This is a genomic window from Sinomicrobium endophyticum (genome assembly GCF_052983315.1).
The window spans coordinates 1-25080 of the sequence record NZ_JBRKIS010000040.1 but is presented as its reverse complement, the minus strand read 5'-3'; the positions used below and the strand labels follow the sequence as shown (position 1 = coordinate 25080).

The window sequence follows — 25080 nt, the reverse complement described above, 5'->3', positions numbered from 1 at the left end:
ATACTCCCGAAAATAGATACTTTTACGGGGTTCCGATCTAAAGAAACAAAAAGTATGAAACTCATTATCATCAACGGGCCTAACCTGAACCTCCTCGGAAAGCGTGAGCCCGAAATATACGGTTCCGAAACCTTTGAAGATTTTCTGGAAAAACTTCGTGGTGAATTCCTTGATATTGAACTCAGTTATTATCAATCCAATATAGAAGGAGAGATTATAGATAAACTCCATGAAACCGGGTTTAGCTACGATGGCATTATTCTCAATGCAGGAGCTTATACCCATACTTCCATTGGTATAGGAGACGCGATAAAGGGAATATCCACTCCTGTCGTGGAAGTACATATATCCAATACTTTCGGGCGGGAATCCTTCCGGCATCAGTCCTATATTTCCCCGCATGCGAAAGGTGTGATACTCGGTTTCGGACTGGAGAGTTATATTCTTGCTATTCGTAGTTTTGTTCTGTAACGAAAGGGATGATTTGAATGATATAAGAGCATGTTTAAAAAGAATTCATCCCGATACTTATCGGGAGGCTAAAAAATGCCCTTTTTGTTGCCAACGCGCCACCTGGCCCCTTCACTAAAAACAGCCACTGGCTGTTTTCTTAACGTTCGATCCTGTCTTTTTCTCGCCCCATAGCTACGGCTATACAGCTCAAAAAAGCCTTCATATGGAACAGGGCGGAGCGTATAAAAATAACCCTGTGGGTTATTTTAGCGAACGAGCCAGCCGGCGCAAGGGTGTTTTTCGCTACAATCAATCCTTTTTAAACATACTCTAAAATAAAAAGCGCCTTTCCTCACCTGAAGAAGGGTGCTTTTTGATTGCTTTTTTTCTATTCGGAAGGTATTATCCAGTAGCCATAGTTATAAGAAGCATATGGCAAACGATATTTTTCCAACGGCAGGCTGTACCAGCTGTCAATACCGGCCACACCCGATTGCATACCATCTACATTGATGAAAGTCCTTTTTTGCGGCACGAGTTCACCGGAGTGCATCTGCGCTTTCTCCATACCACCGTCCAGGTCTTCCGTGCTGTAGTGTAAAGTGGAGAAATGCACCGGGGCATCTCCCGCGATGCGTAAAGAAACACCTTTGCCGTTACGCAGCGTAGCATAACGGACATCCGTTTTGTTCCCGCTGTCCTGCGGACGTACGTATGGGTGGTATTGCCCGGAAACCGTACCTTCATAAAGCCCGATCCTCGCAGCCGTTTTCCGGTCGGCATAAGATTCGAAAGGCCCTCTCCCGTACCATGCTACTTCCTCGAAACCTTCCGGAAGTATCATAGTATTCCCGAATTTAAACATCGGGGGATGCTCGCCTTTTTCGGCTTTAAAGCTATTGCTTACGTGTACCTTGCCGTCTCCGTATACCGTATAAGTCTGTATAAATTCCGCATCGCCGTTCAGCAACGATTTGCTAAAGATTATTTCAATGGCGTTTTCCTTTTTTGACCTGGCTGTTTTATAAGTGACCTTTTCTCCCGATTTTCCGGCCTTTTTCCATTCCGCATATTTCCGTTGTGTTCCCGCACCGTAATCGTTGTCTACCGGGGCACGCCAGAAGTTTACCTGTCCGGCTTCTTCCAGTAATATGTCACCGTTGTAGGTGTACCCGGAGATAATTCCCCGTGTCGTATTAAAATCTATGGAAAAGGTATCTCCTTTTAAACGTAGCACACCTTTTCTATCTTCCGGTACAATGTTTCCTTCGAAGGCTTTCTCTACGGTAAGGCTCCCCGGTTGCAGTATAAACTGGTCATAAGCAATTTCGAACCCGGCAGGTACAAAAGGTTCTTCCTCTTTCAGGTTCACCGAAAAATTCAAAAGGTATTCTTTTCCGGCGGTAAAATCGTACGTAACCGGAACGGAAATTTCTTTTTCTTCCTGTGGTTGAAGATTAAAATTATCAAGGCTTCCCTTTTCTACAACAAGCCCGTTTTCCAATAATTCCCAGTCTACGCGGTAATTGGAAATATCCCGGAAGAAATACCAGTTTTTAACCGTAAAAGCCTTTTTTAAAGTGTCCTTAACTGCGAATTTTACATTTTGGTGTACCCTTTTTACTTCGTACATATGTGGGTTGGGTGTCCGGTCGGGCATGACCAGTCCGTTGATGAGAAAGTTTCCGTCACTGGGAGTGCCTTCGGGTCCGAAATCGCCGCCGTAAGCATAGATCTTTTTGCCGTTTTTCTCGGTTAAAATACCCTGGTCTACAAAATCCCAGATAAATCCGCCTTGTAAAATATCATATTTCTCAATGGCATCCCAGTATTCTTTGAAATTCCCCAGGCTGTTTCCCATAGCATGGGCGTATTCACTCATGATCATGGGACGGTTATATCCTTTTTCTGCAAAGTCTGCCATAGAGACCGGAGAAGGGTATTGTGGTACAATTAGGTCTGTATTCCACTCTTTCTGGGCGCGTTCGTATTGTACCGGGCGGGAGGGGTCCCGTTCTTTGATCCAGTTATAAGCATTGTAAAAATTCCATCCGTTACCCGCTTCATTGCCTAAAGACCAGGTGATGATACAGGGATGGTTTTTATCCCGCTCCACCATGCGTTGTATGCGTTCCATATGGGCTTTGAGCCACTTCGGATCGTTGCCGAGGGTGTGTTCCAGGTTGTAATACATACCGTGCGACTCTATATTGGCCTCGTCCACTACGTAAATACCGTATATATCACATAGTTCATAGAAATACGGATCGTTCGGATAGTGCGCCATACGCACGGCATTGATATTGTACTGTTTTAGTATTTCGATATCCTTTTCCATGGTTTCCCCGGAGATCACATGTCCGGTAACCGGGTCATGCTCATGGCGGTTGACCCCTTTGATAAGGATAGGCTTCCCGTTCAGGAAATACTGGTTTCCCTTAATTTCGGTAGTCCGGAAACCTACACGTTGCGATATGGCTTCCTGTTCCTGTCCTTTTTCGGAAAGGACAATTTCCAGGCGGTACAGGTTGGGGAATTCGGCAGACCACTGCTTTGCTCCGGGAATCGTTTTCGAAAAGGAAATAACACTGTCGGTGAGTTGCCGGGAATCTTCGTATATCGTTTTATTGTCATCCAGGAGACGTACGGATATGGTATGTCTACTTTTTCTACGTGGCAGGTTGGCCAGTGCAACATCCAGTTTAAAAATACCGTCGGTGTATTTCTCGTTTAGGGAGGCCAGTATATCCACATCTTTAATATGGGTGTTGGGTGTGGAGTAAAGGTAAACGTCTCTTTCAATACCGGAAATTCTCCAGAAATCCTGGCATTCCAGGTAGCTGCCGTCACTCCAGCGATATACTTCGAGGGCCACCTGGTTTTCACCCGGTTTTATATAAGGGGTGATATCAAATTCGGCAGGAAGTTTGGACCCCTGGCTGTAACCCGCCTTCTGCCCGTTTACCCAGATATAGAAGGCAGATTTCACGGCGCCCAGGTGAATATATACTTTTTGATCCTTCCAGTCCGCCGGAAGTGTAAATGTCCGTTTGTAAGAACCAACCGGATTATACCCGTCCGGAATATCGGGAGGGGAGGGGTTTTTTACTTTAAACTCATAAGGGTGGTTTACATATATGGGGACACCATATCCTTGTAATTCCCAGTTACCCGGCACCCGGATGTCATCCCAGCCCGAAATATCGTAATCTTCCTGGTAGAAATCTTCGGGACGGTCCGCAACATCACGCACCCAGTTGAATTTCCATGTACCGTTCAGCGATACGAACCTTTTGGAATTTTCTTTTTTGCCTTGTCCCGCAAGAGTGCTATTTTCGTAGGCAAAGAAGGAAGCCCGCGGAGGAAGTTTATCTATTTCCGTGACATCGGGATTTTCCCATACCGGATCTAAAGTTTGTGCTATGGTCGTGACCGAAATTAGAAGGAGAATGAATGTAAAAATAGGTGTCTTCATGGAGATTAGAGTTGTGTTCGAGCACAAATATATGGAAATGACCGGATTGTAATGGTATTTTTTAATGACAAATCCTGTGAAAAAGACATATTTTAACTGGAGTAGCGGTAAAGATTCCGCATTGGCCCTGTATAAGATACGGGAAGAGGGGATATACGACGTGCAAAGCCTGGTGACCACGGTGAACAGGGACTTCGGCAGGGTGTCCATGCACGGGCTTCCGGAGGAGTTACTCGACCTTCAGGCAGCCAGTATAGGGATACCGCTACACAAGATCTATTTTCCTGCAACCGTGGATATGGAAACCTATAACCGGACAATGAAAGAAGAAACCGGAAAGTTCGGCAAACAGGGATATCGCTACGCCGCTTTCGGGGATATTTTCCTGGAAGACCTGAAACAATACCGGGAGACAAAGCTTGCGGAAACCGGACTAAAGGCAATTTTTCCCCTGTGGAAAAAAGATACGCATACGCTTCTCGAAGAATTTCTTGACCTGGGTTTTAAAGCAATAACGGTATGTGTGAATGCCAGGCTGTTGGGAGAAGACTTCTGCGGGCGGGAGATCGATCGGGATTTTATCCGGGATTTACCCGACGGGGTAGATGTTTGCGGGGAGAACGGGGAGTTTCATACTTTTGTGTACGATGGCCCGATATTCCGGTATCCCATAAAATTTCGGATCGGGGAAAAAGTACGGAGAACATACGGAGCGGAGAGTGATAGTACACCTGCCTGGGACAATGCATTCTGGTATTGTGACCTGCAAGCGGAATAGATCGTGTTCTCCTATGAGAAACATAGAAATGGCAACCGATAAACCGACAATCGTAACCCGTAAATCCAGGACGAACGCATTATATAGGAGAGATAATTGGTAATCCGTAAGCGGTAACCGTATTACAGTTTGGAGTTGGGGGATTTTTTTGTTACAAGTTGCAGGTTGCAGGTTTCATTCATGCCCAAACTTGTAACCTGCAACCTGCAACCTGGAATTTTAAACGTTCCAATTATAGTTTTTTTAATGCGTTTACCCTGCCCGTAAATCAAAGATCACCATACGTTAAACCTTTTCTAAATAGTTATGTCGCTACTGCAATATGCCGTATCTTTAAGAAGATCAAGAAAAGAAAAAATGCGAGTTTTAATTACCGGGGCGACAGGCTTGATAGGCAGTGAGATAGTTCGTTTATGTGAACGGAGAGGGATTGAAGTGCACTATCTCAGCACGAGCCGTTCCAAGATAAAGCAGACGGATACGCGTAAGGGATTCTACTGGAACCCGGATAAGGGTGAGATAGACAAGGAATGCCTGGACGGTGTGGATACTATAATTAACCTGGCAGGCGCAACCATAGCACAACGATGGACCCCCGGGCGAAAAAAACGTATCCTGGACAGCCGGAGATTATCCCTGCAATTACTCCACCGGACACTGGCGTGTGAGGACGGGCATCAGGTGAAAATGCTGCTTTCGGCTTCGGCTATCGGTTATTACCCGGATTCGGAAGTTCATTATTATGACGAAGATGAGCCGGAAGCGGATGATTCCTTTCCCGGAAAAGTAATACAGGAATGGGAAGCTGCTGCTGATTCTGTGGAGCGTTTAGGAATAAAGGTGGCCAAAATACGTATAGGCCTGGTTCTTTCCGCGAAAGGCGGGGCGTTGCCAAAAATGGCCAGACCGGTAAAGTATTTTGTCGGCGCAGCTCTCGGCAACGGTCAGCAATGGCAGTCGTGGATACATATCGAAGACCTGGCAGAAATATTCCTGTTTGTGGCGGAAAAAGGTGTTTCGGGTGTTTTTAACGGGGTGGCGCCTAACCCGGTGACTAACGAAAAACTGACCAAAGAAATAGCACATGTACTTCATAAACCGCTTTTCTTGCCCAACGTCCCCCGCTTTATTATGCGTTGCCTGCTCGGAGAAATGTCTTACCTGCTTTTTAGCAGCCAGCGGGTAAGTTCCCGGAAAATAACAGATATGGGATTTTTGTTTACATATTCCAGTATAAGGCCCGCACTGGAAGACTTGTTAGGAGAATCCGGACAGGAATAATGCCATGAAAATATTCCCGGAAGAGTCATTATGAATCCTGTGAATACATTTTTTTGGGAGTTCCGGAGTTATGAGGAAATTGAAATATTAATCCAAGGAAGAAAGTATAGGAAAGTAATATTTATTTTGATACAAGGTAAAAACCGAATTTCGATAATTTCTCGATTTGTTACCCCAGATCTAAAGAGCAATGTCATTTAGTTAGTGTTATAGTGGGCTTAAAAAGAAGTATGTTTAGGAAAATCCAAAAGGCTCCTCCCTTCAGATGAATCTTGTCCGCCGAAGGAGGAGGGAGGTATCCGAGCGCAGCGAAGGGGGAGGGTTTGAAATCCCTAACCATTGGTATGACCGTAAACACTGCGTATATACGCCAAGGTTCGGGCTGGTCAAAACTCCCCGTCCCGCAAAGCGGTCCACCCCTCTTCTCCCGACAATTATCGGGACGAGGAAAATTAGGCCCCCTCTAGTCCTGAAGAGGTAAACTGATTTTATGAGAAACGTGGCTAAAACAATTTTTGCCACTTACTAAAAATACTTATATAAATACAAAAAACTTTTTCAACTACTAAACATGATGATTGCGTAGAATCAACTCAGAACTACCAACTAAAAAACTCCACAACTTTGCAACCTGCAATAAAAAACGGGAAGCGACAGAGCCACTTCCCGGATTTATTATATTATTAGTATGTCGTTACGCTATTTTAAAGCGTTTCCTGTCGTTTTCTGTCAGGTATATTTTTCGCAACCGGAGACTTTTGGGAGTAACTTCCACATATTCGTCTTTCTGAATGTATTCCAGTGCTTCTTCCAGCGAGAATTTTATGGCAGGGACAATCTTTGCCTTGTCATCAGCTCCTGAAGAACGGACATTAGAAAGCTTTTTTGTCTTGGTTACGTTAACCGTCATATCATCCCCACGGGAATTTTCTCCGATCACCTGTCCTTCGTAAATTTCCTCGTTAGGGTCTACAAAAAACTTACCTCTTTCCTGCAATTTATCAATAGAATACGGAATGGCTTTACCTTTTTCCATAGAGATAAGGGAACCGTTATTCCTGCCGGGGATCTCTCCCTTGTACGGTTGGTATTCTATAAACCGGTGCGACATGATGGCCTCACCTGCCGTAGCGGTCAGTAATTGATTCCGGAGACCGATGATACCTCTGGACGGGATTTGGAATACACAAACCATACGTTCTCCCTTAGGCTCCATGCTCAGCATTTCTCCTTTTCGGAGGCTGACGAATTCCACAGCCTTTCCGGAAAGATTTTCCGGCAGGTCAATGGTGAGTTCTTCCACGGGCTCACACTTTACACCGTCTATTTCCTTGATGATAACCTGCGGTTGCCCGATCTGGAGTTCATAACCTTCACGTCTCATGGTTTCGATCAGCACGGAAAGGTGTAGTACCCCACGGCCAAACACCATGAATTTATCCGCACTTTCGGTTTCGTTTACCCTGAGGGCAAGGTTTTTTTCCAGTTCCTTGTTCAGACGGTCCTTGATGTGACGGGAAGTCACGTATTTACCTTCTTTACCGAAAAACGGGGAATCGTTAATCGTAAAGAGCATGCTCATGGTAGGCTCGTCTATAGCGATAGAAGCCAGTGCTTCCGGGTTTTCCGCATCGGCAACGGTATCGCCGATGTCAAAGCTTTCCAGGCCAACGATGGCACAGATATCACCCGCATGTACTTCCGATACCTTTTTACGGCCAAGACCTTCGAAGATATGCAGTTCTTTTATCCTGGCTTTCAGGATGCTTCCGTCCCTTTTTACCAGGGCTATCGGCATATTTTCGGTAAGTAGTCCCCTTTGCAGCCTTCCTATGGCGATACGCCCGGTAAAGCTGGAAAAATCGAGGGAAGTAATGAGCATTTGCGGCGTTCCTTCCGAAACCTTCGGCTCGGGTACGTGCTCTATTACCATATCCAGTAAAGGTTCGATGTTTTCCGTAACATTTTGCCAGTCTTCGGACATCCAGTTGTTTTTGGCCGAACCGTATACGGTAGGGAAATCGAGCTGCCATTCTTCCGCACCCAGTTCAAACATCAGGTCAAATACTTTTTCGTGTACTTCTTCCGGTGTACAGTTTTCCTTATCTACCTTGTTGATAACCACGCAGGGTTTCAACTTCAGGTCGATAGCTTTCTGTAATACGAATCGTGTTTGCGGCATAGGCCCTTCAAAAGCATCTACCAGCAACAAAACACCGTCTGCCATATTCAGAACGCGTTCTACCTCCCCACCGAAGTCGGCGTGACCGGGAGTATCGATAATGTTGATCTTCGTGCCTTTGTAAGTTACCGAAACATTTTTGGAGGTAATGGTAATTCCTCTTTCCCGTTCCAGGTCGTTATTGTCCAGGATCAGATCGCCCGTATTCTCGTTCTCACGGAATAACTGGCAATGGTACATTATTTTGTCTACCAGCGTGGTTTTACCGTGGTCTACGTGAGCTATGATCGCTATATTTCTGATGTCCGCCATAATTTTGACTTGATTTTTAACACTATGTGATTTTTTCGGAGTTTTTGTGATGTTCATTGCCTCAAATCAACCCCGAAAATGAGGGCGCAAATATATATCATATTCCTGGCATATAAACATTAAATTATTGTTTTTTAAGGAGTCCGGGATATGGCTCAGGGGTTTTGCAGGGACGAAATCACAGTTTTTCTCTGCCGAAACAGGCTCTCCGGTAAATAAATTTTCCGATTTTTCCCTCTTTAAGAGTGATTTCAATATCTTTGGATGCTACTACGTGAAAACTAACATACCAAATATGAGTAATCTGCTGGAGGTGAATAATGTCTCCAAGAAATACGGACAGTACACTGCGCTGAACAATGTTTCGCTAAAGGTACCCGAAGGTAGTATTTTTGGTTTGCTCGGTCCCAACGGCGCCGGAAAGACCACCCTGATACGGATTATCAACCAGATCACTTATCCGGATACCGGGACCGTGATTTTCAACGGAAAGCCCTTGCAACCCGAGCATATAGCGCTTATCGGGTATTTGCCGGAAGAAAGAGGTTTGTACAAAAGTATGAAAGTGGGAGAGCAGGCGCTTTACCTGGCCCAGTTAAAAGGATTGTCCAGGAAAGAAGCAAAGGAAAGGTTACAGTACTGGTTTGACCGGCTTGGGATAGGGGATTGGTGGAACAAAAAGATACAGGAACTGTCTAAGGGAATGGCCCAGAAGATACAGTTTGTAGTGACGGTATTGCATAACCCCAGGTTGCTTATTTTTGATGAACCTTTCAGTGGGTTTGATCCTATCAACGCCAATATCATTAAAGACGAGATACTACATCTCAGGGATAAAGGGGCCACCGTTATTTTTTCTACGCATCGTATGGAATCGGTAGAAGAGCTTTGCGACGATATAGCGCTCATCAACAAATCACAAAAAATACTGGATGGAAAACTGGTGGGGATAAAACGGCAATACCGCAGTAATACTTTTGAAGTAGGGCTGGATTCGGACAACAAAGAAGCTTTACGATCGGAACTGGAAGCGCGTTTTACGGTTTCGGACGCTACTTTTAAATCCTTGTCTGAAGAACTTAAACTCCGGATACAATTGCAAAACGGGCATTCTCCCAACGATCTTCTTCAGTACCTGGTATCCAGGTCAACGGTGAGCCATTTTGTAGAGGTCATTCCGAGTGTTAACGATATTTTTATACAAACCGTAAAAGACAGTGACAGTAATGAATAAACTGCCTTTGATCATAAAGAGAGAATACCTGGCTAAAGTTCGCAACAGGTCTTTTATAGTAATGACCATTCTTAGCCCGTTACTGATAGTGGGAATGGCGGCATTGGTTTTTTTTCTGACCAAAGCCAATAACGAAGACAGGAAAGTAATAGCTGTGCTCAATGAAGGAGATTTTTTCCGGGAAGAGTTTAAAGATGACGCTTCCATAGCTTTTGTAGCATTCCGGGGTATATCGCTGGAAACCGCCAAAGACTCTGCGCAGCACGCGGCGTATTACGGCCTGCTTTACATTCCGAAAGGAGGGGATATTGAAAAGGTAGCAGAAAATATAGAATTCTTCTGTAAAGAGTCCCCCGGCCTGGGAACCCTTTCTTCTATGGAAGGAGTGATCCGCAGCCAGGTCCGGGAAGTAAAACTCCGGAACTTCGGCGTTCCCGATGAGGTGTTGAAAGATATGGGGAAGACCTACGAAGTTAATGTGGAGAATTTTACGGGACAGAAAAAACTGAGAGGTATCAACGAGATGAAGGCTGTTATAGGCGGAGCATTCGGATACCTTATCATGATGTTTATTATTATTTACGGTGCTTTTGTAATGCGGAGCGTTATCGAGGAAAAGACGAGCAGGATCATAGAAGTCATCATTTCTTCGGTAAAACCTTTTCAGCTTATGCTGGGTAAGATCATAGGGACTTCCCTTGCAGGGATAACCCAGTTTGTCATCTGGATCATTTCCGCAGGCCTGTTATTGTTCCTGCTTGCCGCTTTTCTGGGGGTAAGTATGGGAGAACTGGGAGGTTCCCGAATACCCCCGAACGCCGTAGACGCCATGAACAATATGCCCGGAGGTATGCAGGAAAAGGTACAGCTCTATATGATGGAGCTGCTCAATATATCCTGGGGCGTTTTGTTGTTTTCTTTTGTGGTGTATTTTATTTTGGGCTACCTTATTTACAGTTCCATTTATGCCGCTATAGGAGCAGCAGTAGACAACGAAACCGATACGCAGCAGTTTATGTTTCCCGTAATATTACCGCTTATGCTGGCCATCTATGTAGGTTTCTTTTCTGTGTTCAATAACCCTCACGGGCCCATAGCCGTAGCATTTTCATTATTCCCGTTAACGTCTCCCATTGTCATGCTCATGCGCTTACCCGGAGGAATAGGTGCCGGGGGAGTCCCTGTGTGGCAGTTTGTGACATCTATAATCCTGCTTATCATTACCTTTCTGGCCATCGTTTGGCTGGCGGCCAAGATATACCGGGTAGGAATACTTATGTACGGTAAAAAGCCCAGTTATAAAGAATTATACAAGTGGTTGAAATATTCATAAACTAAATAATTGACCTCCCAAACCATGGAAATTTTAAAAGATTTTTGGCAATATAAGTTAGTTGACACAGCGAAAATAGATGTAACCGTAGGCATGATCATTGCCCTTATAATTGCCCTCATAGCTGCTAATTTTATTTTAAAGTTCCTCCGTGGGCTTATGACTAGAAAGCTTTCTACAGGGGATAAAAACAAATTCATAAGCATATTTCAGTTTATAAAGTACATTATTTATGTCCTGGTCATTATGTTTACCCTGGATGCTTCGGGTATAGATATTACGGTGTTACTAACACCCTTTGCCGCTTTAGCCGTAGGTTTGGGATTTGCCCTGCAGCAATTGTTCCAGGATATTATGTCCGGAATACTTATTATCACCGATAAATCCCTCCATGTCGGGGATATTATAGAGGTAGATGATAAAGTAGGAAGAGTAGTTAGTATTAACCTGCGAACAACAAGAGTGGAAACCCGCGGAGGCCGGGTGCTGATCGTACCTAACCATAAATTTATGTCCGATCCGTTGTTCAACTGGACACAGAACGGAAATACCATAAGGGACGATGTGAAAGTAGGAGTGGCGTACGGATCGGACGTGAAACTGGTAGAAGAATTGCTGCTCAAATGTGTTTACGAACATCCCGGTATACTGGAATTCCCGGAACCTTTTGTGCTTTTCGAGAACTTCGGAGACTCTTCGCTGGATTTTGGAGTATACTTTTATATCCCGGATGGCTTTCCTGCGCCCAGAGTGCGAAGTGAAATACGTTTTGAAATAGATAAGAAATTCCGCGAAAACAAAGTTGCCATACCGTTCCCGCAGAGAGATATACATATTATACCACAGGGAGAATAAGCGGTTTCTTAAAGTTGACGAACCGGGAGTTCCGGAGTTTTTGAAGACGTTCTTTTTATGTTCCCGTTAGCACCGGACTAAGCAATTCCGAAATTAAAAATGATTTTAGAGTATATGACAAAATTCGATCTGGGTGGATTTTTCTCGATTTTTTACCCCAGCCCTAAAGGGTGATCCCGATAATTATCGGGAGAGGAAAATCAGGTTCCCTTTAGGGTTAGGGTCAAACTGATTTACCGATAAATCTGTGTAAAACAAATTTTGTCATGCACTAAAAAAAACGATAAAAACAAACCCATGCCAAAAATATTAGTAATAGAAGACGAAGTCGCCATACGAAGAGTGCTGGTTAAAATACTGACAGAGGAGAATAAGGACTATAAAGTAGAAGAAGCCGAAGATGGCCTTGCCGGTATAGAAAAGATCAGGAAGGAAGATTACGATCTGGTCCTCTGCGATATAAAAATGCCGAAGATGGACGGGGTGGAAGTGCTGGAAGCTGCAGGAACGATAAAACCCGATATACCTTTTGTAATGATATCCGGACATGGCGATCTGGACACCGCAGTACAAACCATGAGACTCGGAGCCTATGATTATATTTCCAAACCGCCGGATCTGAACAGGCTTTTGAATACGGTGAGAAATGCATTGGATAAGAAAGAACTGGTACGGGAAAACAAACAACTCAAGAAAAGAGTAAGTAAGAATTTTGAAATGATCGGGGAAAGCGAAGCCATTTCCCGGATAAAAGAGATCATAGAAAAAGTAGCCCCTACCGATGCACGGGTATTGATAACCGGATCTAACGGTACGGGTAAAGAACTGGTGGCACACTGGCTTCACGAAAAAAGTGAGCGTGTCAAAGCGGCGATGGTGGAGGTGAATTGTGCCGCTATTCCTTCGGAATTGATAGAAAGCGAACTGTTCGGACATGTAAAAGGCGCTTTTACTTCGGCTGTAAAGGACAGGGCCGGAAAGTTCGAAGCGGCTGACAAAGGAACCATATTCCTGGATGAGATCGGAGATATGAGCCTTTCGGCACAGGCCAAAGTACTTCGTGCCTTACAGGAAAATAAAATAACCCGGGTAGGGAGCGATAAAGATATCAAAGTAGATGTACGTGTTATAGCGGCTACGAACAAAGACCTGAAAAAAGAAATAGAAAGAGGAAAATTCCGGGAAGACCTGTACCACAGGCTGGCGGTAATTATCGTTCACGTACCTGCCCTTAACGACCGGCGGGAAGATATACCATTACTCATTGAACATTTTGCGGAAAAAGTAGCCACCGAGCAGGGAATGCCATTGAAAAAGTTCTCCGCAGGTGCCATAAAACGTTTGCAGGAATACGACTGGACGGGAAATATACGCGAACTGCGCAACGTAGTGGAAAGACTTATAATTCTCGGAGGTAGTGAAGTAAGCGAAAGCGATGTGGAACTTTTTGCCAGCAAATAGAACGTGGAACCCGGGGCTTCGATACATTCCGGCGGAGCCGGAACACTCAGCCACCTCCGCTTGGAGCACTGCCCAACCTGGAACTGACTGCAACCTGGAACCTGAAACCTGCAACCCGAAATATAAACAACAACAATACTACTATCAGAAAGAACGTTGGAAATGTCGGAGATCCCGTTTGTTTTTCCTTTAAATTTGAAGAAAACTAAGAGAAAAAGATTATGAAATGCCTATAGCCGAAAATTCGGATATCTCCCGAAAGCTTTCGGGGTGATATGATAATCAGGGCATTACTCCCGACCCTGATAGTTATCGGGGCCATCGGGATGACCCTTGAAAAACAAATAAATATTAACAGTATATGAAAATAGTTATATCCCCGGCAAAGTCGCTGGACTACGAATCCGGTTTGCCTACGAAAAAATATTCCGAACCTTTATTTTTAAAGCAGGCGGAACGACTGAATAAAATACTGAAAAAGAAATCCCCGAAAAGTCTTTCCAAACTGATGGATATATCGGATAACCTGGCCGAGCTCAACTGGCAGCGAAACCAGGACTGGAGCCTGCCGTTTTCTCCGGACAATGCCCGCCCGGCCGTCTATGCTTTTAACGGGGATGTTTACGAAGGACTGGATTCCTATACCATACCAGAGGATAAACTGGACGAACTGCAGGATTCACTGCGCATCCTGTCCGGACTTTACGGAGTTTTAAAACCGCTGGATCTCATACAGCCCTATCGCCTGGAAATGGGAACATCTCTTAAGGTAGGGGTTAAGAGCAACCTCTATGAATTCTGGAAAGATACGGTTACCAAAACGCTGAATAAAGAACTCAAAAAGGATGAGCTTTTTGTAAATCTTGCGAGCAACGAATATTTTAAAGCGGTAGATGTCAAAACCCTTAAAGTCCCGGTAATAACACCGCAATTTAAAGACTGGAAAAATGACCAGTTGAAGATTATCAGTTTTTTTGCCAAAAAAGCAAGAGGGCTTATGGTGCGTTATATTCTGGATACGGGCGCTGAAACCGTCGAAGATCTTAAAGGATTTGATTACGAAGGATACTCCTTTAGCGAAGAGCATTCCGTAAAGAAGAATGAACTGGTTTTTATACGATAAATAAGCGGAAAAGAATACCCGATAATGAATTCCGATACCCCGAACCCGAAAAACAGCAGACCATCCCTGTTTAAACACCGGCATCCCTTTCCACCTTTCATTCCGGAGGGGGCCACCCGTCTCATTGTAGGTACTTTGCCCCCGCCAAGGTTTTCTATCGGAGTTTTAAAAGAAGGCGATGTGAATTTTTGTTACGGCAGTATAGATGGTCAGCTGTGGACTATTCTCGACAGAATATTTGATCTCCGTCTGAAATTCGAAACCACACCCGAAGCCATTGCCCAACGCAAAACATTTCTGAAAGAACAAAAGATAGGAATCTGCGATATCGTAGAATGCTGTGAGCGCGAAAAAATAGATGCTTCCGACCTGGGGATGCAAAACGTAGAATATCGCGACCTCGTGGGCTATCTGCAAAAGCATCCTGCGGTGCATACATTGTTATTTACCGGGGGAAACAGTAAAAATGGCCCGGAATATTTCTTTAGAAGGCATCTCAGGGAATACGACATGAAACTCGAAGTGGTTTCGGATGAAGTTCCGAGAATACACAAGTTCAGACTGGCGGAAACCAATGGAAAAAACAGGGAAATAAGAACAGTTTCCCTCACCGCGCCTTCCGGATCGGCAAACAGGGCCGTCGGGAGTATACCTTTGTACAAGGAACAAAAGCAACGGGATCCGGAATTTACTACTATCGATTTCAGGATATTGCAGTACAGGAAATTCTTTACAGAAAGACCGTGACAGTACTTTTCCTATCTTAGCGTAAACTTTATAAAAAACCTGGATCAAGCCATTGAAAAAAATTCTGCTCATAGAAGACGACCCGGCCCTCAACGGCAATATCAAAGAAGCTCTAGCTGCAGAAAAACTTGAAGTAGACAGTGCTTTTGACGGTTTGCTGGCAGAGAGGATATTGAAAAAAAATACTTTTGATTGCGTTATCCTGGATATCAATCTCCCCGGAAAAAACGGTTATGAGGTGTGCAGAAGTTTTCGCAGGTACAATAGTTTTACACCGGTATTAATGCTTACGGCATTCGGGGAACTCGAAGATAAAATACAAGGGTACGATTGCGGGGCAGATGATTATCTTACCAAGCCCTTTTATATGCGGGAATTACTCCTCCGGGTAAATGCACTGATGAAAAGAAGGGAGAACAACCGGGAGGATAAAAAGCAGAAAGAAGTCCTTTCCGCCTCAGATATAACTATTCACCAGGCACATAAAAAAGTGACCCGGCAGGGAAAGGAAATAGCCCTTACTCCCCGGGAATACCAGGTGTTGGTAAAGCTAATAGGAGCCGAAGGAGAGGTGATATCCAAAAAAGAACTGATCAAAGAAATATGGGGGAGCTCTTTTGACGGTAATACCAATACCATAGAGGTGTATATCAATTTTCTCCGGAACAAGGTAGACAAACCTTTCGGTAAAGATTCTATTAAAACCAAAGTGGGATACGGCTATTATTTTGAAGATTAACCGGTAAAAAGATCAACCGATTTTGACCATTCGAAAAAAAATACTGGTATACTTTACCGCGGCGGTAATCCCGCTTTTGGGGTTATCCCTGATTCTCATCTATACCCTTTTCTACGAATACCGGGAGGAAGAATTCCAGCAAAGCCAGAAGCAAAAAATCACGGCAACGCTGCAATATCTCGCCGAAGTACAAAAGGTAGATAACGAAATCCTCCTGTCCTATGACCGGAAGACCATCGATTCTATGTACGATGAAAAGTTACTGATCTACAACAATAATAAAACGAGAATATATACCAGTCTGGACGATACCACTATTCCCGATGCGGAAACCATATTGAACGCCCTATCCCCGAATACCAGGTGGATTGAAAAAAAGGACGGGTCTTACGATGTGGTAGGTATTTATTTTGAGTCCGGCAGGAAATCCTATTATGGTATCAGTAAGGCGTATGATGCCCTCGGATATTCGAAGCTCGGGTTTCTGAGGAATACCCTGGTGCTGATCTTCATTATTATTTCCCTGGTGCTTGTGCTCCTGTCTTATTACCTGTCCCGTAAGATTTCCGGCCCTATTGCGGAAATTACCCGGAAGATTACCCGTTATGACCTGGAGAAAGAAGCCGAGCCTATTGTAGTAAAGGGTAAGGAAAAGGAAATCCTGTTACTGACCAACAGGTTTAACCAACTCATACATCGTATCCGTGAAGCTTTCGCGTTTCAGAAATATGCCATACATCATATTTCCCACGAGTTGAAAACCCCGATCGCGGTATTGGTATCTAATTTCGAAAAGCTGGAAAAGGAAACGAACCCGGAGGTTATGCAGGAACTTATCCGTCGCCAGAAAGAAGATACCAAGAATCTCGGGGAGATCATCAATGTACTGCTGGAAATAGCCAAGGCCGAATCTGCCGACGGTATTACCGGAAAGGAAATCCGTATTGACGAACTTCTTTTTGACCTTGCCGACGAACTTAAGCTTCTCTTTCCGGAACACGGATTCCAGGTGGAGTATACGCAGATCCCGGAAGATGAAAGACGGCTTATGATCTCGGGAAATGAAAGATTGCTCCGGGCCGCGTTTACCAATTTAATGCTCAACAGCATTCATTATGGCAGTGATGACCGTACCGGGATACGTATAAAGGCATTCTTCGGAAAGTTAGAACTGGACATTGTCAACAAAGGAAAAACCATTAGCGAAGAAGAAAGACAATACCTCTTTCAGCATTTTTTTCGCGGAGATAACAGCCGGGGAAAACCCGGTTTCGGCCTTGGGTTGGTCTTTATACATAAAATTATGGAACTTCACCGGGGGAGCATATCCTATACTTCCGAAAACGGGGATATCAATATATTTACCGTGACCCTTCCTTTAAGCTAAATTTTATCCGCTTTAAGCTTTTTTTAAGCCCGTTATCAGGTTCTTTACACCTCAATAAAAGAACAGGTCCACATGAGGTGTTTTATACAAGTATTAACGGTGCTGTGCTTTGGATTTCCGGAAGCCCGGGCACAGGATACACTGGTACTCAGCCGTCAGCAATGCGAAACCGTATTTCTGGAAAACAATCTGCAATTGCTTGCCGAAAGATTAAAGATCGATGAGGCCGAGGCCAGGCTTCTTCAGGCTAAATTATGGCCTAATCCCACGTTTTCCGTAGATGAGGTTAACCTTTGGACTACAGGTAAAGGAACCAATAACCTGAACTATTTCGGGGAAGGATTGCCACCGCTTTCCGGTAATGACTGGAAAAATCAGCAAATAAATATAGAACTGGAACAGTTGGTCCGTACTGCCGGTAAACGAAAAAAAATGATGGCATTGGAGCAGGTGTCCGTAGACATGGCAGGACAATATCTGGAAGACCTGTTGCGAAACCTCAAACGGGAGTTCCGGAATAACCTCACCGAGCTCCAGTACCTGCAGATGTATAAGGAAGTATATCAAAAAGAAGCGTCTTCCGTAAAACAACTGGTAACCGCCTATCAACGACAGGTGGAGCAGGGGAATGTCGGCAAAGGAGAATACATAAGGCTTAAAGCCCTGGGCCTGGAGATCTCCGGCGAAATAAACCGCCTGGAACGTGAAACCAATAAAGTGCAAAAGGAACTGAAAGTGCTGATGCGGTTGCCGGTACAAATTATCCTTGTCCTGGACGAAGAAGGTTTTGTCCCTTCCGTAGAAAAGATAAAAGAAGTGCTGCCCCAATACCTTATCACTAAAGCACTGGATTATCAGCCGGAATTAAAACTTGCGGAACTTGAGAAAACGTATTCTGATAAGTCTTACGCCTATGAAAGAGCCATGAGGGTGCCCGATGTTACGTTTAAGGCGGGATATGACCGTGGAGGTAATTTTATGCTGGACTTCGTGGGCTTCGGTTTTTCTCTCGACCTGCCGGTGTTCGACCGTAACCAGGGAAATATCAAAGCCGCGAAAATAGGGCAGGAGCAGGCCAGGTTAATGCTCGAACAAAAAGAACTCGAAGTGAAGTCGGGAGTAATGCTGGCTTATAACGACCTGATGACTTCCGTATCCTTCCTGGAAAGTATTGATCCGTCTTACGGAGACGAATTGGAATCCCTCCTGGATAGCTACACCCGTAATTTCAGGGAAAGAAACATTAGTATGCTCGAATACCTGGATTTCCTGGAAACTTATCTGCAAAACCGGGATATTATCCTGGAATCGGCAAAAAATGCCAACGAAAAACTCGAAGACCTTCAATTCGAAATAGGAAAAGATATAGACCAAATTAAAGCGTAATAACCAAATGAAACAAGTAAACCGCAATGGCCACAATATTTTCGGTAAGAGAAATATGTATGCCGTATTTACCGTAACAATAGTGCTTACCGTCCTGCCGTTTTTTATCTCCTGTAATAAAAAAACACCGGAGACTTCCAGAACGGAAAGATATTGCCTGGACGAATCGTTCCGTGAGGATATCATATTGGAGCCGGCCCGTCTGCAACCTGTGCAGGAACGGATAGCTCTTACCGGTATTGTACAAAGCAACCCGGACAAGGTAGTCCCTTTTACCAGTCTTGTAGGCGGGGTGGTTTCGCGAACTTATTTTTCCTTGGGAGATGTGGTTTCCAAAGGGCAGGTACTGGCAGAAATACAAAGCTCGGAACTGAATAACCTGCAGTCCGAGAGGAAAAGCCTGGAAGGGGAAATAATGGTTGCGGAGAGAGAATTGCTTTCCGTCAGATCCATGTATGAAGACGGTATAGCCTCCCAGAAAGATTTCCTTACCGCACAAAGCGAGCTGAAGACAAAACAGGCTGCCCTGGAAAATGTGACAGCTACACTGGGGCTGTACGGAAGTAGTAAGGGAAAGGACGGTTTTCAGGTAAAAGCACCTATGTCGGGTGCTATTACGGAGAAGAACATTGCCTCGGGAATGCAGATATCCGCAGAAGGCAATACACTGTTTACCGTAGCCGACCTGAGTGAAGTGTGGGTGATCCTGAATATTTACGCCGGGAATGTTACCAAATTACACATCGGACAGGAAGTGGATATTCAGACACTTTCGTACCCGGATAAGATTTTTAAAGGAACGATCACCTCCATATCACAGGTATTTGACAACGAAGAAAGAGTGCTTAAAGCATGGGTTGTCATCCCTAACGAAAACCAGGAGCTTAAGCCCGGAATGTCTGCCGATATTATCGCTAAGAAGCAACGGGACAGGAAAGCGGTTACCATCCCTACCAGCGCATTGATCTTTAATAACAACCGGAATTTCGTAGTGGTGTATAAAGATGATTGTGATCTGGAAGTACGCAGGGCTGAGGTCTTCAGTAAAAATGGCGATGAGACTTATATTACCGGAGGGGTGGAAGCAAATGAACTGGTAGTGACCAGGAACCAGTTGCTCATTTACGAGCAGATCAAAGATTCCGGAAACGATTAAGAGACTGTCTGTTCTCTGGATAGCAGGACGGGCATGTTCTGCAAAAACGAATATCCGAATGCGGGAACCCCTTCGTTTCTCCAATTAATAATACATACCAGAAATGACTAAATTCGTTCAAAGCATAGTAGCATTTTCCCTGAAGAATTCCGTTGTCGTATTTTTCTTTACGGCACTGTTACTGATTGCGGGGATTGTAAGTTATATACACACCCCCATAGAAGCCTTCCCGGATGTAACCAATACAAGGGCGCGTATTATTACCCAATGGCCCGGGCGAAGTGCCGAAGAAGTGGAAAAGTTTGTCACTCTTCCCGTAATGAAGGAAATGAATACCATTCCCGGAAAAACGGAAGTGCGCTCCATATCGCTTTTCGGCTTATCTGTAGTTACGGTGTTGTTTAATGATAAGGCAGATGATTTCTTTGCGCAGCAGTATGCCTCCAACCGGCTTCAGGGGGTCGAACTTCCGGACGGGGCCGAAGCGGAAATAGAACCGCCGTCCGGGGCAACGGGAGAGATTTTCCGTTATGTGATAAAAAGTGACAGGCCCATTAAGGAAATTACGGCCATACAGGACTGGGTGATAGAACGCGAATTGGTTGCTGTTCCCGGTGTGGCGGATATCGTTAGTTTCGGGGGAGAAGAGAAGATATACGAAATCCGGATACACCCTACCGAACTGATAAACTACGGGTTGTCACCTCTCGATGTGTTTGAAGCGGTGTCCAAAAGTAATATCAATGTAGGTGGCGATATCATAGAGCAGGGAAGTCAGGCTTACGTAGTACGCGGAGTGGGACTTCTGGAAAGTGTGGAAGATATAGAGAATATCCTGATTGAAGTAAAAGGGTCTACACCTGTAACGGTAAAACATGTGGCAGAAGTGAAAATAGCCGCAAAGCCACGTCTGGGGCAGGTGGGACTGCAGGATGAAGATGACCTCGTGGAGGGGATCGTGATCATGCTCCGGGGAGAAAACCCGGGGGAGGTCATTAGCAGTCTGAAGGATAAGATAAAAGATCTCAATGAAAGAATACTGCCTAAGGATGTAAAAATAGAGCCTTTTATAGACAGGACAGAGTTGGTTGACGTAACCGTGAATACGGTAACCAAAAATCTTATGGAGGGTATCATACTGGTGTCCCTGATCGTATTTATATTCCTGTACAACTGGCGTATGACCCTTATTGTTGCGTCGGTAATTCCCCTCGCTTTTCTCTTTGCCATTACCATGTTACGGATCATGGGAATGCCGGCCAACCTTATTTCCATGGGGGCCCTCGATTTCGGATTGCTGCTGGAAGGGGCATTGGTTATAGCGGAGCGGGTGTTTGTAGGGCTGGAACGTAAGGCAAAGGAACTGGGAATGGAACGGTTCAATAAGATTTCCAAATCGGGCATTATTAAAAAGAGTGCCAAGGAGGTAGCATCCTATATATTTTTCGCCCTGTTTATCCTTATAGTAGCATTACTGCCCATTTTCTCTTTCCAGAAGGTAGAAGGAAAAATGTTCTCACCCCTGGCTTTTACACTTGGTTTTGCCCTGCTCGGGTCGTTGATCCTGAGCCTTACTTACGTGCCTGCGATGTGTAAATTGCTCCTGACCAAAAATATAGTGGAGAAAGATAATTTCATTACACGGTTTTTCAGGGACGGACTGTATAATTGGTATTTATGGGCCACAAGACATAAGAAAGTAACCATAGGTGCTTTTTGTGCGCTGCTGTTAGTAACCGTATTCGGTTTTTTAAACCACGGTTCGGAATTTTTACCAAAACTCAATGAAGGAGCAGTGTATGTCCGGGCTACGTTACCGAACAGTGTCAACCTCGAAGAAGCCGTAACCCTTACCAGGGAAATGAAGAACAAGATTCGGGAATATGAAGAGGTGAAGTTCGTACTGACACAAACGGGGAGGCCAAACGATGGTACCGATCCTACCGGCTTTTTCAATATTGAGTTCCACATACAGCTATATCCCGAAAACGAATGGAAACGAGGTATGGATAAAACGGAACTGGTAGAGGAATTACGGGGCACCCTGCAGTCCTATCCGGGAATTGTATTCGGGTTTAGCCAGCCCATACAGGATAACGTGGAAGAATACGTAGCAGGGGTAAAGAGTTCCCTGGTTGTGAAAATATTCGGGGATGACCTTTTTGAACTGGAAGACTATGCCGACCAGGTTGCGGGAGCGTTAGAAGGAGTGCGTGGTGTAGAAGACCTCAATGTATACCGGAACATCGGTTTGCCGGAACTTCGTATACAACTGCACGACCATAAAATGGCCCGGTATGCGGTAGATATGTCCGATGCGCAGGCAGTGGTAGAAATGGCTATAGGAGGGCAGGCAGCCACAACATTTTATGAAAATGAAAGAATGTTTGACGTACGCCTGCGTTTTGCCAAAAACTACAGGAACACGGATGAAAAGATAGGGGAAATCCTTATCCCCACCAAAGACGGTAAACGCGTCCCTTTAAAAGAGATCGCCACGATTGATTTCCATACTGGTCCCGCGTTTATTTACCGGGAAGGGAGCAGCAGGTATATAGGCGTAGGTTTCAGTATAGAGAACAGGGACCTGGGAAGTACCATTGACGAAGCCAGGCAGGTAGTAAGTGAAAAGGTGAAGTTTCCGGGACATATAAAAACCGAGTGGGCCGGGGAGTTCGAATCCAAAGAAAGAGCTACCAAAAGGCTGTACACCATAGTTCCCGTTTGTCTTGTGCTCATAATCTTTTTGTTGTGGATGAATTTTGAAGGCAACCTTAAAGACACCCTTATTTCATGTATTGTTATACCGTTTGCCTTTATCGGGGGGTATCTGTCCCTTTGGATAACCGGTACCACTTTTGGAATTTCCGCGGGGATAGGATTTATTATTCTGTTCGGGGTGGCCACGATTGATGGTATTGTGCTCATAGGGAACATCCGGCAGCAAATGAAAAGGCGGAAGCCGTTGAAAAAAGCGATATCCGATGCCGTATATGGTCGTATCCGGCCCGTATTGATGATTGCCATGATGGGCTCTATGGGGCTTTTACCCGCCGCCCTTTCCACCGGAATGGGGTCTGAAATACAAAAACCGCTTGCCATAATGATAGTGGGAGGACTTATTGTTTGTATGATCCTGTCCATTACGGTATTGCCACAAGTATTCTATTTCGCTTATAAGGAGGAAGAAGAAGAGGAAAAGGATATATAAAGTTTTTGAGTTATACATTTAATTTCTCTACAATACTTTGTGAATCTCTGTGATACAATAAGACCCGTGACAGGGAAAACCACAAAGGGCTCAAAGTTTTTCACAAAGCCCACAAAGTCAGGTTCTTTTGAAATACCTATTCATTTTATACGTATACGAATATTTAACTCTTTGTTTATGATATCAATACAAATAGTATCTATGTGTATAACTCAATAGATTTTAAAGAATAACTCAGATTGAGCGTGTTATAAAACGGTATTGCTTTTCCCATTGGATTTTGTGGTATGGCAGTGGAATAACCGGGAGATAAGACCAAAACAGTTTCTAAAAAAACATCGGATGATGGCAAGGACAATCGTATTGCGAAGGGTCCTAACATCCGTAAGATACTTTATAAAACCAACCGCAAACCTTTATAAGCAAAGTGTTTGCGGTTTTCGGTATTTTCACCTAAATTGGTGTTGCTAGAAAAATACCACGATGAAAATACAAAAAAGTAAACCTATTTCTGCTTTTGGCGGATTAAATTTTGTTTTAGAGTATCTCTCGGCATCCGGTATAGGTAAATTATTGGATAATAACCTGCCAGAGCTTGCGCCCCAATCCAAATATTCCTGGAGCGATGTCTTGTATTCATTGCTAAGCATTTACTTATGTGGTGGCGACTGTATCGAGGATCTTCAAACCCATCTTAAACATCATTTCAAAGGCAATCCTTACCTGAATATGCCTAGTTCCGACACGATGCTACGGCGTATAGGTAATTTATCCGAACCCACTGCCCAATGTAAGACCAAAAGAGGTTCTGTACTTCACACATACAGCACCCACTCGGTCTTGGGGCAATTGAACATGGAGGTATTGAAACATTTGGGTGTTTTTAAACAAAAGGAACTCCTGGTGGATTATGACAATACCATCATTTTCAATAAAAAAAAGGATAGTAAAATGACCTATAAGCGTGCCCCGGGGTATCAACCCGGGGTCTGCACCATTAATGAGAACCAGGTCCTTTACATAGAAAACAGGAACGGGAACAGTGACGCAAAGTCCTTTCAGTGGGATACATTATCTCGCCTGTTCCATTTGTTGGAAGCTAATATAGACCGTAAAATTGACCACTTCAGGGCCGATGCTGCTTCCTATCAATATGATGTTGTGAAATTAGTGCAACAAAAGGTAAGGTACTTTTACATTGGCTGTAAAAACAGTTATGTGGAAAAATATTTCAAAAAAGTAGAAAGTTGGGACACCATATCGGATGCCAATAATAACGTTATGGAAATTGGACAGGTTTTAGTGACCCCATTCGAACAACAGGCCAAAAAGGCCGGGGAAAAACCTGTCCAATACAGACTGGTGGTCAAGCGGTCGTTCAAACCTACAAAACAAACCGATGCTTTTACCGGGGATGCTTATCAATACCGCGCCATACTCACCAATAACCTTGAACTCCATATCACCGAACTGGTTCGGCTCTACAATCACAGGGGGAACATGGAGCGTCAGTTTGATATCCTCAAGAACGATTTCGGGTGGGACGGGATGCCTTTCTCCGCCTTGGGCAAGAATACCGTTTTTTTATATTTAACAGCAATCTGCCGCAACCTTTACCATCATATCATGGAATGCTTTTCCTCCAAATACAAAACACTAAAGCCTTGCTATCGTGTTAAAAAATTCCTTTTTAGGTTTATCCTCCTGCCATCAAAATGGATAAAACGTTCCAGACAAGTATCCCTCAGGGTTTATGGAAATATGCCCTTAAAAACTTAGCTGGCAAAAACAAAAACGCTCCGTAAAATAATGACCTCCACAGAGAAAGTATAAAAACTTTAACAGGGGAAGTATGCCCCAACATTTAAAAAGATATCGGAAACCTACAAAAAAAGCAACGTTTAATCCTTAAAGCACCAAAATCAAAACGGGGGGTAATGATTTACTATAGACATGCGGATTTTAGG

At 44.3% G+C, this 25080-nt stretch carries 17 protein-coding genes; 15 read left to right on the top strand and 2 right to left on the bottom strand.

All coding sequences use genetic code 11. The features are described from left to right. The first annotated feature begins 54 nt into the window (after window positions 1-54). Complete coding sequence (gene aroQ, locus ACVBDU_RS14970) at window positions 55-471, top strand: type II 3-dehydroquinate dehydratase (protein WP_447180545.1); 417 nt, start codon at window positions 55-57, stop codon at window positions 469-471. Between the two features lie 370 nt (window positions 472-841). Here aroQ and lacZ read toward each other — a convergent pair whose 3' ends face one another. Then, window positions 842-3928: a beta-galactosidase, LacZ type gene (gene lacZ / locus ACVBDU_RS14965; protein WP_447180544.1), complete on the bottom strand. Its 3087-nt coding sequence runs from the start codon at window positions 3926-3928 to the stop codon at window positions 842-844. A gap of 76 nt (window positions 3929-4004) precedes the next feature. Between lacZ and ACVBDU_RS14960 the strand changes: the two genes are divergently transcribed. After that, window positions 4005-4706, top strand: coding sequence for a Dph6-related ATP pyrophosphatase (locus ACVBDU_RS14960; protein WP_447180543.1), 702 nt, complete (start codon window positions 4005-4007; stop codon window positions 4704-4706). A 306-nt stretch (window positions 4707-5012) separates the two neighbouring features. Continuing rightward, entirely contained in the window at window positions 5013-5987 is a 975-nt protein-coding gene (locus ACVBDU_RS14955; protein ID WP_447180542.1) for a TIGR01777 family oxidoreductase, read from the top strand. A gap of 694 nt (window positions 5988-6681) precedes the next feature. Here ACVBDU_RS14955 and typA read toward each other — a convergent pair. Beyond that, the gene (gene typA, locus ACVBDU_RS14950) at window positions 6682-8481 is read right to left on the bottom strand and encodes a translational GTPase TypA (protein ID WP_447180541.1); all 1800 of its coding nucleotides are present in this window, start codon (window positions 8479-8481) and stop codon (window positions 6682-6684) included. Between the two features lie 295 nt (window positions 8482-8776). Between typA and ACVBDU_RS14945 the strand changes: the two genes are divergently transcribed. The 12 genes from ACVBDU_RS14945 to ACVBDU_RS14890 all read left to right on the top strand — a co-directional run bounded on the left by ACVBDU_RS14945 (window position 8777) and on the right by ACVBDU_RS14890 (window position 24892). Continuing rightward, on the top strand, window positions 8777-9715 hold the full coding sequence (locus ACVBDU_RS14945; RefSeq protein ID WP_447180540.1) for an ABC transporter ATP-binding protein: 939 nt from the start codon (window positions 8777-8779) through the stop codon (window positions 9713-9715). Beyond that, entirely contained in the window at window positions 9708-11048 is a 1341-nt protein-coding gene (locus ACVBDU_RS14940; RefSeq protein ID WP_447180539.1) for an ABC transporter permease, read from the top strand. Before ACVBDU_RS14945 ends, ACVBDU_RS14940 begins: the two co-directional genes overlap by 8 nt. Before the next feature lie 24 nt (window positions 11049-11072). After that, window positions 11073-11903 (top strand): mechanosensitive ion channel family protein, encoded by an 831-nt coding sequence (locus ACVBDU_RS14935; RefSeq protein ID WP_447180538.1) that lies wholly within the window; start codon window positions 11073-11075, stop codon window positions 11901-11903. Between the two features lie 297 nt (window positions 11904-12200). After that, a complete protein-coding gene (locus ACVBDU_RS14930; protein ID WP_447180537.1) occupies window positions 12201-13364 on the top strand; it encodes a sigma-54-dependent transcriptional regulator in 1164 nt (387 codons plus the stop codon). 361 nt (window positions 13365-13725) lie between these two features. Next, window positions 13726-14487 (top strand): peroxide stress protein YaaA, encoded by a 762-nt coding sequence (yaaA, locus tag ACVBDU_RS14925; protein ID WP_447180536.1) that lies wholly within the window; start codon window positions 13726-13728, stop codon window positions 14485-14487. 24 nt (window positions 14488-14511) lie between these two features. After that, window positions 14512-15234: a uracil-DNA glycosylase family protein gene (locus tag ACVBDU_RS14920; RefSeq protein WP_447180535.1), complete on the top strand. Its 723-nt coding sequence runs from the start codon at window positions 14512-14514 to the stop codon at window positions 15232-15234. A 52-nt stretch (window positions 15235-15286) separates the two neighbouring features. Beyond that, window positions 15287-15973: a response regulator transcription factor gene (locus ACVBDU_RS14915; protein WP_447180534.1), complete on the top strand. Its 687-nt coding sequence runs from the start codon at window positions 15287-15289 to the stop codon at window positions 15971-15973. Between the two features lie 22 nt (window positions 15974-15995). Beyond that, window positions 15996-17360 (top strand): sensor histidine kinase, encoded by a 1365-nt coding sequence (locus tag ACVBDU_RS14910; protein ID WP_447180533.1) that lies wholly within the window; start codon window positions 15996-15998, stop codon window positions 17358-17360. Window positions 17361-17432: 72 nt separating this feature from the next. Further along, window positions 17433-18746 (top strand): TolC family protein, encoded by a 1314-nt coding sequence (locus tag ACVBDU_RS14905; protein ID WP_447180532.1) that lies wholly within the window; start codon window positions 17433-17435, stop codon window positions 18744-18746. A 7-nt stretch (window positions 18747-18753) separates the two neighbouring features. Further along, window positions 18754-19902 carry an efflux RND transporter periplasmic adaptor subunit gene (locus ACVBDU_RS14900; RefSeq protein ID WP_447180531.1) on the top strand — a complete coding sequence of 383 codons (1149 nt, stop codon included), beginning with the start codon at window positions 18754-18756 and terminating at the stop codon, window positions 19900-19902. 103 nt (window positions 19903-20005) lie between these two features. Beyond that, on the top strand, window positions 20006-23113 hold the full coding sequence (locus ACVBDU_RS14895; protein ID WP_447180530.1) for an efflux RND transporter permease subunit: 3108 nt from the start codon (window positions 20006-20008) through the stop codon (window positions 23111-23113). Window positions 23114-23596: 483 nt separating this feature from the next. Then, on the top strand, window positions 23597-24892 hold the full coding sequence (locus tag ACVBDU_RS14890; RefSeq protein ID WP_447180304.1) for an IS1380 family transposase: 1296 nt from the start codon (window positions 23597-23599) through the stop codon (window positions 24890-24892). Window positions 24893-25080: the final 188 nt, after the last annotated feature.

Coding starts and splice junctions, on each gene's coding strand:
- aroQ (WP_447180545.1), top strand. CDS start 55: ATGAAACTCATTATCATCAACGGGCCTAACCTGAACCTCCTCGGAAAG.
- lacZ (WP_447180544.1), bottom strand. CDS start 3,928: ATGAAGACACCTATTTTTACATTCATTCTCCTTCTAATTTCGGTCACG.
- ACVBDU_RS14955 (WP_447180542.1), top strand. CDS start 5,013: ATGTCGCTACTGCAATATGCCGTATCTTTAAGAAGATCAAGAAAAGAA.
- typA (WP_447180541.1), bottom strand. CDS start 8,481: ATGGCGGACATCAGAAATATAGCGATCATAGCTCACGTAGACCACGGT.
- ACVBDU_RS14945 (WP_447180540.1), top strand. CDS start 8,777: ATGAGTAATCTGCTGGAGGTGAATAATGTCTCCAAGAAATACGGACAG.
- ACVBDU_RS14940 (WP_447180539.1), top strand. CDS start 9,708: ATGAATAAACTGCCTTTGATCATAAAGAGAGAATACCTGGCTAAAGTT.
- ACVBDU_RS14935 (WP_447180538.1), top strand. CDS start 11,073: ATGGAAATTTTAAAAGATTTTTGGCAATATAAGTTAGTTGACACAGCG.
- ACVBDU_RS14930 (WP_447180537.1), top strand. CDS start 12,201: ATGCCAAAAATATTAGTAATAGAAGACGAAGTCGCCATACGAAGAGTG.
- yaaA (WP_447180536.1), top strand. CDS start 13,726: ATGAAAATAGTTATATCCCCGGCAAAGTCGCTGGACTACGAATCCGGT.
- ACVBDU_RS14920 (WP_447180535.1), top strand. CDS start 14,512: ATGAATTCCGATACCCCGAACCCGAAAAACAGCAGACCATCCCTGTTT.
- ACVBDU_RS14905 (WP_447180532.1), top strand. CDS start 17,433: ATGAGGTGTTTTATACAAGTATTAACGGTGCTGTGCTTTGGATTTCCG.
- ACVBDU_RS14900 (WP_447180531.1), top strand. CDS start 18,754: ATGAAACAAGTAAACCGCAATGGCCACAATATTTTCGGTAAGAGAAAT.
- ACVBDU_RS14895 (WP_447180530.1), top strand. CDS start 20,006: ATGACTAAATTCGTTCAAAGCATAGTAGCATTTTCCCTGAAGAATTCC.
- ACVBDU_RS14890 (WP_447180304.1), top strand. CDS start 23,597: ATGAAAATACAAAAAAGTAAACCTATTTCTGCTTTTGGCGGATTAAAT.